The organism is Myxosarcina sp. GI1(2024), assembly GCF_053543375.1.
This window is the reverse complement of sequence record NZ_JBKGTY010000004.1, coordinates 164,291-177,849: the sequence shown is the minus strand read 5'-3', so window position 1 is coordinate 177,849 and position 13,559 is coordinate 164,291. Positions and strand designations below refer to the sequence as shown.

Sequence of the window (13,559 nt, the reverse complement as noted above, 5' to 3'; positions counted from 1 at the left end):
TATTTCTAATTGCTTCAGAAAAGATGTATTGTTGCCATAGGATGAATCTATTAAAACTATTCCTGGTCTATATCCTCGTTTCAAACTTTTATCTATTAACTCTAGGTTCTGTTGACGTAAAGAGGCAAAGATGAGAAAGTACCTGAAGTTGCTGATTTTAGTCAAAAAATTCTTCATGAAATCTCGTGTTAAGTTGGACGATTCTGCTTGGCAGCAAATTTTCGTTGTTCTGAGCCACCAACAAGACATCCGTATCAAAGACCCCAAAGCTTGTCGTCGTTTTCTGAATGCGGTTCTCTGGATTACTCGCACAGGTGCTCAATGGCGTGAATTACCCAAACGTTTTGGCAACTGGAACAGCCTCTACAAACGATATCGGCGTTGGTGTCAGAAGGGAGTTTGGCATCGTCTCTTGCAAGAAATGTCCCACTCTGCTGACTTAGAAAGTTTAATTCCCGATAGCACCATGATTCGTGCTCATCCCTGTGCAGCAGGAGCAAAAGGGGGTCAGAAAAACACTCTTTAGGAGGTTCTTGTGGCGGATTTAGTACCAAGTTACATGCTGTGGTAGATGCGTTGGGCAATCCGCTGCGGTTGCTTCTGACTCCAGGGCAAACCGCCGATATCAGTCAAGGAGAGGCATTGGTGGCTGGTTATCGAGCTCAACAGGTAATTGCCGATAAAGGCTATGATTGTGATGCTTTTGTGGTCTTGATTGAGGAAACTGGTGCTCAAGGCGTGATTCCGCCTCGTTCTGGTCGCCTCAACCCTAGAGATTACGATTCACATCTGTACAAGGAGCGACATCTAGTTGAGTGCTTTTTTAACAAACTTAAATACTATCGTCGCGTTTTCAGCCGTTTTGACAAAACTGACGAATGTTATTTGGGATTTGCCGAATTTGCTTCGGCTTTAATTTGGTTGCGTTAATTGTGTCAACAGAACCTAAGGCTATGGCAGGCTTTTTCTTGAACTCTGGGTCTTTCTTTCCATAAAGCGGCTCTTTATCTTGCTTCCCGATACCGCAAGCATCTATCCCGAATGGGAGCGACCTATGAGGTGAAAGGAACCAAAGTTCACGATACGCGCTTGGTGGCTTTTATGCTGGTGTATCGGTTGAGTCATATTCTTACTTTTAACGGGAAAGATTTTCGACGCTTCGAGCAGGAGGAGAAGATAGTCCCCATGAGCCCACAACGGGTTATCGAGTCATAGCACGAATTCTACTCTTAATTTCTTGGCTCTTACCGCTCTAGTTAGCTAGTGCTGCCGTTACTTCTTTAGGGTTTGCTGAAAAAGTAATCGAAAAAATTGACAATAATTAATTTATTTGAAAGATAATTTTTTCTGTTAGTAAATATCTTTTGTCATTAGCTTTAATAATAAAAAGCTCCAGAAAAAAGCCTAATTTAGATTGAGCGAGAAATGAGGTTGAGTTATACTCACAATCTTTATAAAGAGAATCTATGATTTTTTCAGTCTGAATTCTGGATTGATTTAATATTCCTAGGTCTGAAGGGTAAGTTATCTCAGCAGGCGCAGCGGTAGCATCTAATATTAGCTTCCCTTTATTTTGGGTTTCTTCAACTTCTGATTCTTCGTTTTTTTTTCTGATTTGGACTCTTACCCACCGATTATCTGGTGACAATTGGACAGCAACAGGCAATTCAAAGTTTTCTGGAATCAGCTCAGGCTGGTTAGATTTACGGTACATTTGTTCTTGCCCAGTGAGTGCCAGGGGGTTTCACCAATTTTAGGGCTTTTCCGTCCCCTGAACCTAACTTTTTCGTCGCCAAAGAATGTCTGTAACCTTCTTTAGCTCAACATTTGAAACTTTTTGGGCAAAGTCTAACTACAGCCAACGAATAAATAGCCTTAAATTAACATTTAATTTGATTTATACTTAATATGTTTTGAAAGTTAATCCCATTTTATCGAACTAATTTTTGTTCATAAACGGTAAAAACTAGCAAGGCAATAAAATTTTGTAAAAAGTAAATTATTTATTTAATAGCTTTCAAGTTTACTTAAAGCTTATAATCAGAAAATTATACGGATTTGATATCAGAGTTTAACGGTAATTTTGCTTTAGCAAAAATTTCTCGAGCCAAGTTGGGGTTACTTTGCATTTGTTCGAACAGGGCAGTAATTTCTTTGAGTTTTCCTTGAATTATAAAGCTAATACCTGCATAGGTAATTCTAAAACTTTGGAGTTCATCGTTACCTTCTTCTGCCAGAGTGCCTACGTCTTCTATAAGAGAGTTGTTTTGATTTTCTTGGAATGGGTCACGCTCTTCAACTGTCTCATCAGCGATCGCTTGAGCTGCAACATTAATTGTTTGAATCGAACTTTGATGCTTCGAGTCCATTTTTGTCTGGCTTTGTCGATCTAGTTCTGGCTCTCGAACGCTGTAAATATCTTTGTAACGATTAACAATTACTTTGGCAAGAGAATAAGTAATTTGTTCTCCATGACTGGCAAGCTTTAGGGCTTGCTGTCTTGCTTCTTTTGGAGTTGAAGGAGCCGCCAAAATATAAAGAGCAGAAGTTGAAAAGTTTAAATTCGCAAAGTTTACATCTTTAAATTGTTCGCTGACTTGCATGAGTTTGGTTGCTGAAGACATACTCCAGTCAAATTCTGTCCTCAGCCAGTTTCTGAAGTTTCCATGTTGGAGTTTCTTTTTGACTTCACTAAGTTTCTGTCCTATCGATACTAGATCTTGAGCTGTTTGACGGATTAAACTCTTAATTTCTACAGCATGCTGTTCGACACTAATTTTGGTTTCACTATCTAAATTTCCATAATCGAATCGTTGTCGTTGCGACAAATTAATTTCAGATGGTCTTGATGATTGATAATTAGAAGCCATACTCATTTTCTTACTATTCGTGCAAGAGGTCTACTCAATGCATACTAGAATTTGACTTAGTTTGTTAAAAATCAAAAATCTACATTTGTCTGTGGAAAAAATCAACAATGTGTTTATTAAAAATCAAAAATCTACATTTGTCTGTTGAAAAAATCAACATTGTTGATTTTTTTTTGTGCTTTTTTAGATTTGTTTATACCCCCTTTTCTCACCCAAAAGGCGATCGGTAAAGCCAAAAATTCTACTGCATCTAGGTTTGAACCTCAATACCTAGATTTGGTGTAACGATTATTTTTGCCAGCGACTATAATCGGGAGATTGTTTGGGGTCTGATGATTTGTCTTCCTTTAATTCTTCAATATAGTTTTTGTTATCTTGTTTAGCTTGTTCATTTTCAGGAACCCAAGTCCATTTCTCTTCATCCCAGTTCCATTTACCCTCGTAGATAGCTTCATCCCAGAAACAGGCTGATTTGATTTGTTCGGGACTTAAGTTTTTGGCGCGAGATAGCTGAGCATTTTGGAGGTTTGCGTTCTTTAGGTAAGCATCGCATAAACTTACACGTTCCAAATAAGCACCATTTGATATAGACACACTAACTAAAGGTTCTTGGTCCCAGGGTGAACGAAAAAAGGTGTGGGAAAAGAGAGAAATTAGTTAGCGTAATTAATACGATAACTAAACCCCTAACCTAACTTTAAGAGCGCTCACTAATTCTACTAGCTTCCTCCAATAAATCTTCTCGACCCAATTCCAATGTATGTCGCACTTGTTCTAAAGCCGAAATAGAGCTCCGATTACGATACATTTCGACAGCTTCTAAAAAAGCTGGGCTACCTGCTTTCCCAATATATTTGTAACGAGAAGAATTGCCCTTTTTGGTCACAAAGATCGCCCTTGTAATACCAATAAGCTCCACCTTTGCCTTTAGCCCGAAAACGAACAATCCCACAAGCTTCGGCGGCAACCGCAGCGTTCGCTTTAATTGTCTCAATCTCTTGTGAAATTTCATCAATTAAAGCTTGTACCTTTTCAATTCGGTCGGCTAAATCTAATTGCTGTTGCTGTTTGGTTTTGACCACGCTCGAAATTAAAAAACCACCAAGGTTATGTTAGTTACTACGCTAACTTCCTCTTAATTGTACTTCTTTCCGACCAGTTCCAGTTTTTGTTCACCCTTCTGTTTCCAATAATCGACTTAATTCGGTAACTCCTGGTACATCCCGCCACAACAAAGTTAAGACCGCAACCACCATTAAAGGAAGTGTCAGAATCCTATCCCTAAGTCCTAATTCTCGAAAAAACCCGACTGAGAGGTAATTGTTGGAGTTAATAAAGCGGTTAAATGTTAGGCAATGACTCGATCTTCCACCATTGTTCGTTGAGTTCTTTTGGCGTGGTCTCGATTCAGTCTTTTACTCTTACCCATAGAGAAATAAAATCGCTCAATTGTTTATTCTCTATAAGTTTGACACGATTGGGTTTTTCTCTTGACTTTTTTCTGATTTCCTTGACTTGTGATAATTCCAAGTTTGAATGATTCGTGTTATTTCCCAGTGAAGGGCATCTGTGAGTAACAAGCGAGGGGTCTCACTCAAGTCTTCAGTTTCATAGGCAATAACTAATCGTCATAATTAGCTTCTGGAAAGTTATTCTCTACCTCGATTGGTTTAACTATATCGACAGCAATCTCGGTTCTCTTGCGATAAGCCAAACGATTTTTCTGATAATGGAGTAGTTCTATCAGCCTTTCTCTAACTTGCTCCATCTGGTTGTAACTTTCTTGACGAGTCATCTTTAAGTAGTTTAATTCTTCCCGCTCATAGTTGGGTTCTTGTACTACTACCTCTATTCCATCGATGATTTCTCGATTCGCTATGGTTGCTGTGACTACTGTTTGGTAGCGACTCATTTTCCCTTCTACATAATCGTATAGCTTTTTTACTCCATAGATTTTTTCTCCTTTTTCATGATGGCTCAGTGTCCAATCCAAGCTGATAACTTCTCTTTGTGTTCTGATGCTATTATTTCTCGGTGTTTGGGCATTATTTGTTCGCTATCCCACCCTGCTTCATATACTGCATGGTGCATCGTTCGTCTTTTTAATCCTGTTCCTTTTTCCCAAAACTGCTCTCGATGGATGCCTTCTAATGTTTTATTTGGACTTAGTATTAACCCTGTAATGAAGCGACTGACTGTTTCAAATCCTTTTTTTCGTTTAAATAGCTCTCTATATTTCTCTAAATACTCAGCTATTGATTTCGGCACTCCTACCAGGGAAATCATCGCTCAAGTTGATTTTTTGAATTTCATTTTTTACCTTACTCTCTTTTTGCTCTCTTTTCTTCGTAAAATTGCCAAGTCGTGAAGAAAAATAAAGCCGTAATATGCTAGAGGAATCTATTTCATCATCAGGCTCCCCAATACTAAAAGGTTTTGGTGCATCGTCTATCTCAACAAAGAACAGTAGAAAATCCTCGTCACTCCTGCCAGCTAACGATTGCGAGCAAGTCCAGAAACAATTGGTCCATCATTTTGAGGACCCAACCGACCCCCGAGGGAAGCAAGGTATTCTTCATCCGTTTATAAGTATTGTAATGATTGCCTTATTAGCAACAATTGACGGAGCTCAAGGATGGGAAGATATAGAAACTTATGGTGTGAGTCATCAGTATTGGTTGTCCAGTTTCTTAGATTTGCCTTTTGGGATTCCCAGTGCTGATACCTATCGACGGTTGTTTGAGCGAATATCGTCCACTTCCTTAGAGCGCAGCTTCAACAGTTGGTTGAGCAGCTTGGTAGCGGATTTAGGTGCACAGGTCATTCCGATTGATGGCAAAGCAGTCAATGGTTCCTATGATCGCAACCGAGAACAATCCTCCTTACATGTCGTTAGTGCTTGGGCGAGCGAGCACCGACTATTTCTCGGTTAAGTCAAAGTTGATGACAAAAGTAATGAGATTACCGCTATTCCAGCCTTATTAGAATTGTTAGATATTTCTGGATCCATCATTACAATTGATGCGATGGGAACTCAGCATGAGATTGCTCATCGGATTCGCACTCTTGGTGCAGACTACGTGCTGGCTCTAAAAGCCAACCATCCCACCTTATTTACCCAGGTTAGGCAATGGTTTGAAACTGCCCAGACTAATAATTTTGAAGGCATTGAGTACAGCTATGATCTACGCCTAGAAGCAGGGCACCACCGTCGAGAAAAACGACAGGTCTGGGCAGTTTCTATCGACCAGATGGGCGATTTGTACAAACAGGCTCAGTGGTCTGGATTACAAACCATTGTCAAGGTTGTTCGTACCCGTCATCTGTGGAACAAGACCACTCAGGAGGTGATGTTTTATCTCAGTTCACTGCCACCTTATGCTCAACAATTAGGCAAAGCGATCCGACAGCATTGGTCCATTGAGAATCAACTTCACTGGGTATTAGATGTGACTTTTGGTGAAGATGCTTGCCGTATTCGTACCGGACATGCACCAGAAAATATGGCTCTACTGAAGCGATGGAGCATTAATCTACTGAATCAAGAAACGAACTACAAACGCAGTACCCGTCAAAAGGCGAAGCGAGCCAGCATGGATGAGGGGTATTTGCTTCAAGTTTTAGAGGCTTCGATTACCCTTACAGTCTAGCCCATCTAACGCCTAAATTTTCTTGCGTTTACCCTGCGCCCTGGACAATTACCAACTGTTTTTGGGCGCACCCGTTTGATTCTTTTTGCACGGTCAATTTTACACTCAGATCTTCTGTCAAAAAAAACACCTCCTGACAAGCTCTCTGCTTGCTGATTGCTAAGCTCTGACCAAAGATTATTAAGAAATTGTTCCGTACTCATAATGTTTTCTCTCCTTTATTAATCATTTTGCCCAATCATTAGAGATAGCTGAAAAATATTTTTCAGCTATCTCTAATTTAGAGTAATTTTATGATTTACATATTTTTTTTGAATCCAAATTTATATAATTTAACGTGAGCGTCCAACGGGCGTTGCAGAATAAGCAGTGGATTTGTTAATAAAGTTGCAGCATATCGCATATTCACACAAACAAAATATAAGAGCAACAACTTGAGTGATGGAAGTATCTCAATTATTTGAAAAAATTGATAAAAAGGGATTCTGTTGCAAAAACTTGAGAAGAGCTTGTAGTATATGACAAAGCAAATTGCTATTAATATAGATGAACTTAAGGCAACCGTTTAAGTGGAAACATTTTCAAGGAGAAATTATTTTACTTTGTGTGAGGTGGTATCTCCGCTATGCTTTGAGTTATCGTGATTTAGCAGAAATAATGCTCGAAAGAGGACTATCTGTAGACCACACCACGATTTATCAATGGGTGATGATTTATGCACCTGAAATAGAAACCAGAAGCAGAAAATATCTCGGCGTTGGTAAATGAGGGTATGATTTATGGAAAGAGCGAGCGCATTATTACTTGGACTATCGGAAGTGAATTACGATTGGTCAAGTAGTGGTTCGATAACTTCTCTAGTTTCTTTGCTGCTGACTACTGGGACAATCTCAAAAGTAGCTCCCGAACCACGCCAGCTTAAAATCCATTCCTGAAGCAAACGTAGGTCATTACATTTCATAAGCTGAAAACACCTACTAAAGTTTGGTTCAACCCAGCTATCAATGTATTCAAGACCTTCGGGAAACATTCTTCCTTCGTCGCGAACACGCTGATAAATTGGCAGCATATCATTGTCTTGGAATCGCTCAATAATCATGAACAACATAAGATATTCTGGCGTTAGCAATGAAATTATAAATTATAAAAAGAGCGCAAAGCGATCGCTATTTAAGGAAAATTATTTTCTATACAAGGAACAGGAACATCTCCAAATTTAAGATAGTGAATGAGTAGTCGAATAGAATGTTTCAGCAGGGTATGTAAAATAATAAGATAGTGAATGAGTAGTCGAATAGAATGTTTCAGCAGGGTATGTAAAATAATAAGATAGTGAATGAGTAGTCGAATAGAATGTTTCAGCAGGGTATGTAAAATAAATTGTGTCAAAGGTCAAAACACACTCTAATAAATAGAATTAATGTGAGGAATGAGACTATGACCTTTCGACCAGAGTTAATTGATGAACTGCTCAAAGACTATGAAAAACCAGAAGACCTTATTGGAGAAGGAGGAATCCTCAAACAACTGACCAAAAAACTCGTAGAGCGTTGTTTAGAAGCTGAAATAGACGTACATCTAGAGACTCAGAAGGCAGAGCGGGGCAAAAAAGAGCGACAAAATCGACGCAACGGACACAGCCGTAAAACCATTAAGGGGGAGTTTGGCGAAGCGGAACTTGCCGTGCCTCGCGATCGCGATCGCCAATTCGAGCCTCAGAGGATCTGTCAATAAGTTTGTGTCAAAGAAAGTTAAAGTGGAAGCCGTCCTTCAAACTCGATGGCAAATCGATTTAAAGCAGCTTTCCAATCCCGTAAAGGTCTAGTCCATCTCTGAGATAAGTTATTAATCGCAAGATAAATAACTTTGAGCGCAGCTTCATCTGTTGGAAAAATCCGATGATTCTTCAACACTTTTCTAAGAGTCATATTCATCGACTCGATCGCATTAGTGGTGTAAATAATGCGACGGATTTCTGGAGGAAACTGGAAAAACGGAATCACGTGCTGCCAGTGAGCCAGCCAAGACCTACTAATTGGGGCATAAGTGGAGTCCCACTTGTCAGCAAAAGTTATTAGTGCCTGTTCGGCTTCAGCTTCAGTAGCGGCAGTGTACACTCGTTTGAGGTCAGCGGCAACAGCTTTACGGTGTTTGTAGGAGACATAGCGTAGGGAGTTCCTGACCATGTGTACCATACATAACTGTACGCGGGTTTGCGTAAATACCGTTTCAATCGCTTCGGCGAAGCCCGTCAGACCATCGATACAAGCAATAAAGATATCCTTGACTCCACGATTCTTTAACTCAGTTAACACCGACAGCCAGAATTTTGCCGTTTCTGTCTGGGTCATCCACAGCCCCAATAACTCCTTATCGCCTTCGATGTTGATTCCCAGAGCTAGATGGACGGCTTTGTTGATGACTCTTCCCTCCTGTCTGACTTTGACGACCAAAGCATCAAAAAAGATAATTGGATACACTGCCTCTAGGCTGCGATTTTGCCACTGGAGTCGCTCTTCATGAACCGCATTGGTTACTTGAGATACCAGGGCTGGCGATACTTCTACTCCATAAAGGTCTTGTAGTTGGGCTTGGATATCACGAGTGGTCATTCCTCTCGCATACAGGGCGAGAATCTTGTCATCGAAGCCTGTAAAACGAGTTTGTCCTTTTTTGACCATCTGAGGCTCGAATTGGCGATCGCGATCGCGAGGCACGGCAAGTTCCGCTTCGCCAAACTCCCCCTTAATGGTTTTACGGCTGTGTCCGTTGCGTCGATTTTGTCGCTCTTTTTTGCCCCGCTCTGCCTTCTGAGTCTCTAGATGTACGTCTATTTCAGCTTCTAAACAACGCTCTACGAGTTTTTTGGTCAGTTGTTTGAGGATTCCTCCTTCTCCAATAAGGTCTTCTGGTTTTTCATAGTCTTTGAGCAGTTCATCAATTAACTCTGGTCGAAAGGTCATAGTCTCATTCCTCACATTAATTCTATTTATTAGAGTGTGTTTTGACCTTTGACACAATTTATTTTACATACCCTAGAAAGATTGATGACTAAAAAAGTAATTGCAATCGAAGCTTCTGCGGTTTCAGAAAGTTTGGCCATGATACAATTAAGACTATAACGTCTCTTGGCTTGCCCAAATTTACCTTCAATAGCATTACGAACTGTTTCATCCTCTAAAGCTTGTTTTTTAGTCTGTTTACTAAGATTTTTAGGAGGTCTTCCTAATGGGGGACCACTAATTCTAATGCCTCTTTCTTGGCACCATGCTATATTTGCTCTAGTTCGATAAATTCGGTCAACATGAACAGAGTTAGGATAGTAGCCAGTGAAGTTTTTATAGGCTTCTACTTGTGTTTTAAAGTCCCCTGATTCATTGAAATTATCCCAACTTAAATGGTCTAAAAAGACATAGTTATCAAAAAGCTTACTGAGAGTTTAGCTCCAAACTCTACAGATTTACCTGCTTTTCCTCTCACTATAGGTCGGATATGAGGTTGAGTTATACTCACAATTCTATCGTCAATTCTGTTGGATTCATTCTCATACATCCACAATTGTTGGCGATATACTTCTGTAACTACCAACAACATCTTATATTTGGTATGGGTTTTCCCTAATTTGTTCTACTGTTTCTCTATCCGAAGTCCCTAGTTTTTCTTTAATAATTAAAGCTCCTAATGCCATCCGAAAGGGTTTGGCTGGGGCACCAAAGTTGGCTGAGAAATTTTCTGCATATTCTGTTTCAAAATTTGTCCGGGGAATCAATTCTGCCATGATTACCCACCGATTATCTGGTGACAATTGGACAGCAACAGGCAATTCAAAGTTTTCTGGAATCAGCTCAGGCTGGTTAGATTTACGGTACATTTGTTCTTGCCCAGTGAGTGCCAGGGGGTTTCACCAATTTTAGGGCTTTTCCGTCCCCTGAACCTAACTTTTTCGTCGCCAAAGAATGTCTGTAACCTTCTTTAGCTCAACATTTGAAACTTTTTGGGCAAAGTCTAGTTATGAATCATACTTTGGTGCGATGAAATTGCGCTCTAAGTCGCAGTAACTTAAAAAAATGGTTAATTGTCAAAAACGACCGCCTCGCTCGGCTACGAAAATAAACTAAGCATAGTTGAGGAATTTAAATATGTTTTTAAAGCACAAACAAACTGGCAACTTAATTAAAGTTTTGTCGGTAGTAGAATTATTCGAGCCTACAAATGATTCGATTACGGGAAAGTTGCAAAGTGGAGAAGACGAGCATCAACATGAGACTTACAAAAAAGAACAATTAGTTTTTCCTTCTGGCGAGGAGTTGCCTCTTTGTTGGGTAGACAGCGAATACCGTTCTAAAATTTCTCCAGAGTAATAGAGCTGGTTGACTGACAAAACTTATGAAACACAGCATGAGCAAGTTTGAACTTCAAACTCTAACTGATAAAGTCGTTGTTCATGTTGTTGGAGCGAGGCAATGGCAGGAGTGGGGTCATAATTAGTAGAGAAAGTTACAGAATGAATTAGTTTCCAACCATAACCATTAAGAAGTGCGGCTTTAACCCAATTCCAACCAATACGGAAATAGCTATTACCTCTAAACCAATGAGTGTCAACCCATCGACGTTTGCCACTATCGACTACTTCAACTCCTTGTGCGCTAACGTAGAGAGTAGCTACCGCTAAGATAAACCATAAGCGCGATAAGGCACAAACATCCCGAATCATCGAACGTTGAATATTCCAAGCTCCAGACTGGTCATCGAGTAAGTTCTCTTCAATATCGAAACGTAATCCATACGAGCGCAAAGGTTTATGGTCGCTCACATACTTGGTCTGAGTTCGAGCTACCAGACAATATAATCCTCATTTTCCAGCCACCAGACACTCCTCAAGTCAATCCCATCGAACGTTTATGGAAAAAAATTACAAAACATCTCAAGTGGGAGCTATTTGACCATTTAGAACAGCTCAGACACAAGCTTTCTAAAGTCCCATCCCGTGATGAAGTCAACTGTCGCCTCCATCACGGGATGGGACTTTATTTTAGATGCTCTATCTGTAGCAAACATTTGTGTATTTCATATTACTTCTGCTGCCATGTGCAACCAAATCAACAAACGCCTCAAGGTTCCCGATTTTTGTTGGCTACCCAACCAAGCCAAAATCCGCCTGAAACCAGATTCGGTTTCGCTACCTTTGAGCCAACGGTCCAGTCTTTTATATAGCCATTCAATGGTTTCTGCTTGAGAAGTATTGTGTCCGTTAAGCAATAAGTCCCCTAGGGCTAATCCCTGAGTTCATCGATATTTACCTAAATGATTGATTCACTAGCCGAAGTTATAGTTTATCTGTTTTTTCGAACTCTCAAGCCGATCTAGAATACTACTCAAACACGTGGCAAAATTTGATTATTGCGTGACTCGTTGCTTTTTAAAAAAGCCAAATCATTAACATTTCTTTATTTTCCCCAATTCCCTATTACCCTGCCCCTATTTCTCATGATTTATCCAGAATTAAACAGGCTTACCCAAGTTTGGGGATTATCGGGGGAAGTGCGTAACTCCTTACCCCCAAATCTCGCCAGCTTGGGAAATTTAGGGGGCTTTAATAACTTAAAGATAACCAATCAACTCTTTGGTTTCACTCCACTTTAGGGTATCATCAATTTTTTCGCCGTCGTGGTAAGCCGCGAGTAAGACTTCGCTGGTTTTACCCCAAGCAATCGTACCATCGGCAGCAATGGAAATGGCAGCCAACTCTCTATGGCGATCGCGACATTCTTGCAGGGATTTGTTCATGGCTTTTTTGAGTGACAAACCATCGGTAACGCGAACTACAATTCTCGCTGCCAGACACTCCTCCATAATATCTTCACCAATTCCCGTGCAGCTCACACCAGCGGAGACATCGGCATAATTTCCTGCTGGCATTGCCGAGTCGCTAACTCTGCCAATTCTTTCTAAGCCTTTACCTCCGGTGGAAGTACCCGCAGCAATTCGACCATGAGCATCTAAAGCTACTACGCCAATCGTACCCCTTCGGGCTTCGTGGGGTATTGTCAGTTCTGGTTCGGCGACGACTCCTGCCATGTCGTGCTGAAAATGCTCGTATCTTTCCTGCATCCATTCTTTCAGGCGAATATCTACCAAAGGATCGTGTATGGGCAGATTTAATTCTCGCAGTAGTTCGGCAGCACCATAATCGGACAAAACGCGATCGTCGTCGGTTTGGAGGAATTTGGCAATGTCGATGGGATGACGTACCCGAGAAACATTAATTACGCCGCTAAAACGCTGCACGATGCCGTCCATCAAAGAAGCACTCATGCGGATTTGTCCGTCAGATTGCAATACAGATCCAGTACCGGCATTAAATATTTGCCGATCTTCGAGTAGTTGACATCCTCGTACTACCACATCTAGAGCACTAACATCATCGAGTAACAAAGGATAAATTTTTTCCACGATGGAATGAAGAGCTTCGCGAACTACTATTTCTCCTTCTTCACTTTGAAGATGAGCACCGGCACCGCCATGAATAATTAATTTAGGTTGTATCCGTTCGGACATAGTTAATTTTCTAATTTAATCCCAATAGAGTATAGGTATTTTGTAGATTGAATATTGTCAGCTTAAACACTATTGCTCGACTATATTTCAATAGTTTTCGATTTTAGCAATATATTATGTATTAATAACTACTGGTCAGCAAATATAATTTTTAACTCGCTGCGCTCGAAGGAAGAAGGAAGAAGGAAGAAGGGCAACTTCTTCCCTCTTCCTTCTGTTCTGTTTAATGGCGATCGCCCGCCGCTGCGGATTTATGAAGGCGACATCTTTGGGAACAGTATTTCACCTCATCCCAACATTTTTTCCACTTCTTGCGCCAGGTAAACGGTCTACCACAAACGGGGCAAATTTTACTGGGTAGATCGGATTTTAATTTTTGACGCGCCATGTTCTCAGTATTAGTAGTATTTCAATAAGCGCTCGACAGCTCTAAGTGTTTGTTTTGCTACAACCTAGATAATGTATCTGGGAGAAGTTGAAA

At 40.5% G+C, this 13,559-nt stretch carries 14 protein-coding genes and 7 pseudogenes; 6 read left to right on the top strand and 15 right to left on the bottom strand.

The genetic code is table 11. The features are described 5' to 3' along the window. Positions 1 to 175: 175 nt before the first annotated feature. Positions 176 to 930, top strand: a protein-coding gene (locus ACLFKQ_RS18320) for an IS5 family transposase (protein ID WP_448998612.1) whose coding sequence is annotated in 2 segments (ribosomal slippage) — positions 176 to 496 and positions 499 to 930 — 753 coding nt in all. Because the reading frame shifts where the segments join, the coding sequence is not laid out codon by codon here. 129 nt (positions 931 to 1,059) lie between these two features. After that, on the top strand, positions 1,060 to 1,215 hold the full coding sequence (locus tag ACLFKQ_RS18315; RefSeq protein ID WP_449001202.1) for a hypothetical protein: 156 nt from the start codon (positions 1,060 to 1,062) through the stop codon (positions 1,213 to 1,215). A gap of 106 nt (positions 1,216 to 1,321) precedes the next feature. Here ACLFKQ_RS18315 and ACLFKQ_RS18310 read toward each other — a convergent pair whose 3' ends face one another. From ACLFKQ_RS18310 to ACLFKQ_RS18285, 6 genes and pseudogenes are all read right to left on the bottom strand, one after another. Next, positions 1,322 to 1,714: a hypothetical protein gene (locus ACLFKQ_RS18310; RefSeq protein WP_449001309.1), complete on the bottom strand. Its 393-nt coding sequence runs from the start codon at positions 1,712 to 1,714 to the stop codon at positions 1,322 to 1,324. A 334-nt stretch (positions 1,715 to 2,048) separates the two neighbouring features. Beyond that, positions 2,049 to 2,870 carry a DUF3102 domain-containing protein gene (locus ACLFKQ_RS18305; RefSeq protein WP_449001201.1) on the bottom strand — a complete coding sequence of 274 codons (822 nt, stop codon included), beginning with the start codon at positions 2,868 to 2,870 and terminating at the stop codon, positions 2,049 to 2,051. Between the two features lie 288 nt (positions 2,871 to 3,158). After that, positions 3,159 to 3,464, bottom strand: a complete 306-nt coding sequence (locus ACLFKQ_RS18300) for a pentapeptide repeat-containing protein (protein WP_449001200.1) — start codon at positions 3,462 to 3,464, stop codon at positions 3,159 to 3,161. Positions 3,465 to 3,703: 239 nt separating this feature from the next. Continuing rightward, positions 3,704 to 3,952: a hypothetical protein gene (locus ACLFKQ_RS18295; RefSeq protein ID WP_449001199.1), complete on the bottom strand. Its 249-nt coding sequence runs from the start codon at positions 3,950 to 3,952 to the stop codon at positions 3,704 to 3,706. A 93-nt stretch (positions 3,953 to 4,045) separates the two neighbouring features. Next, positions 4,046 to 4,245, bottom strand: a pseudogene (locus tag ACLFKQ_RS18290) (IS4 family transposase); the annotation flags it as partial. A 136-nt stretch (positions 4,246 to 4,381) separates the two neighbouring features. Further along, positions 4,382 to 5,156 (bottom strand): annotated as a pseudogene (locus ACLFKQ_RS18285) (hypothetical protein); the annotation flags it as partial. Between the two features lie 137 nt (positions 5,157 to 5,293). Here ACLFKQ_RS18285 and ACLFKQ_RS18280 point away from each other — a divergent pair. Continuing rightward, a pseudogene (locus ACLFKQ_RS18280) lies at positions 5,294 to 6,520 on the top strand (ISAs1 family transposase). Positions 6,521 to 6,525: 5 nt separating this feature from the next. Here ACLFKQ_RS18280 and ACLFKQ_RS18275 read toward each other — a convergent pair. Continuing rightward, a complete protein-coding gene (locus tag ACLFKQ_RS18275) occupies positions 6,526 to 6,723 on the bottom strand; it encodes a hypothetical protein (protein ID WP_449001198.1) in 198 nt (65 codons plus the stop codon). Positions 6,724 to 7,066: 343 nt separating this feature from the next. On the opposite strand from ACLFKQ_RS18275, the pseudogene ACLFKQ_RS18270 reads away from it, so the two are divergent. After that, positions 7,067 to 7,273 (top strand): annotated as a pseudogene (locus ACLFKQ_RS18270) (IS6 family transposase); the annotation flags it as partial. A 70-nt stretch (positions 7,274 to 7,343) separates the two neighbouring features. Here the strand turns inward: ACLFKQ_RS18270 and ACLFKQ_RS18265 are convergent. Together ACLFKQ_RS18265 and ACLFKQ_RS18260 are read right to left on the bottom strand one after the other, a co-directional pair. After that, positions 7,344 to 7,628, bottom strand: a complete 285-nt coding sequence (locus ACLFKQ_RS18265) for a DUF3303 domain-containing protein (protein WP_449001302.1) — start codon at positions 7,626 to 7,628, stop codon at positions 7,344 to 7,346. A 62-nt stretch (positions 7,629 to 7,690) separates the two neighbouring features. Next, positions 7,691 to 7,807, bottom strand: a pseudogene (locus tag ACLFKQ_RS18260) (IS1 family transposase); the annotation flags it as partial. Between the two features lie 150 nt (positions 7,808 to 7,957). Here ACLFKQ_RS18260 and ACLFKQ_RS18255 point away from each other — a divergent pair. Continuing rightward, a pseudogene (locus ACLFKQ_RS18255) lies at positions 7,958 to 8,236 on the top strand (transposase); the annotation flags it as partial. Positions 8,237 to 8,271: 35 nt separating this feature from the next. Here the strand turns inward: ACLFKQ_RS18255 and ACLFKQ_RS18250 are convergent. Together ACLFKQ_RS18250 and ACLFKQ_RS18245 are read right to left on the bottom strand one after the other, a co-directional pair. Continuing rightward, the gene (locus tag ACLFKQ_RS18250; RefSeq protein WP_448998010.1) at positions 8,272 to 9,483 is read right to left on the bottom strand and encodes an IS256 family transposase; all 1,212 of its coding nucleotides are present in this window, start codon (positions 9,481 to 9,483) and stop codon (positions 8,272 to 8,274) included. 29 nt (positions 9,484 to 9,512) lie between these two features. Beyond that, positions 9,513 to 10,391, bottom strand: a pseudogene (locus tag ACLFKQ_RS18245) (transposase). 268 nt (positions 10,392 to 10,659) lie between these two features. On the opposite strand from ACLFKQ_RS18245, the gene ACLFKQ_RS18240 reads away from it, so the two are divergent. Beyond that, positions 10,660 to 10,881 carry an acetyltransferase gene (locus ACLFKQ_RS18240; RefSeq protein WP_449001197.1) on the top strand — a complete coding sequence of 74 codons (222 nt, stop codon included), beginning with the start codon at positions 10,660 to 10,662 and terminating at the stop codon, positions 10,879 to 10,881. Positions 10,882 to 10,904: 23 nt separating this feature from the next. Here ACLFKQ_RS18240 and ACLFKQ_RS18235 read toward each other — a convergent pair whose 3' ends face one another. The 4 genes from ACLFKQ_RS18235 to ACLFKQ_RS18220 all read right to left on the bottom strand — a co-directional run bounded on the left by ACLFKQ_RS18235 (position 10,905) and on the right by ACLFKQ_RS18220 (position 13,466). After that, positions 10,905 to 11,333, bottom strand: a complete 429-nt coding sequence (locus ACLFKQ_RS18235; RefSeq protein WP_449001196.1) for a hypothetical protein — start codon at positions 11,331 to 11,333, stop codon at positions 10,905 to 10,907. A gap of 254 nt (positions 11,334 to 11,587) precedes the next feature. Next, positions 11,588 to 11,779 carry a hypothetical protein gene (locus ACLFKQ_RS18230; RefSeq protein WP_449001195.1) on the bottom strand — a complete coding sequence of 64 codons (192 nt, stop codon included), beginning with the start codon at positions 11,777 to 11,779 and terminating at the stop codon, positions 11,588 to 11,590. Between the two features lie 342 nt (positions 11,780 to 12,121). Continuing rightward, the gene (locus tag ACLFKQ_RS18225; RefSeq protein ID WP_449001194.1) at positions 12,122 to 13,078 is read right to left on the bottom strand and encodes an isoaspartyl peptidase/L-asparaginase; all 957 of its coding nucleotides are present in this window, start codon (positions 13,076 to 13,078) and stop codon (positions 12,122 to 12,124) included. Positions 13,079 to 13,301: 223 nt separating this feature from the next. Further along, positions 13,302 to 13,466, bottom strand: a complete 165-nt coding sequence (locus ACLFKQ_RS18220) for a DUF2256 domain-containing protein (protein ID WP_449001193.1) — start codon at positions 13,464 to 13,466, stop codon at positions 13,302 to 13,304. Positions 13,467 to 13,559 lie beyond the last annotated feature (93 nt).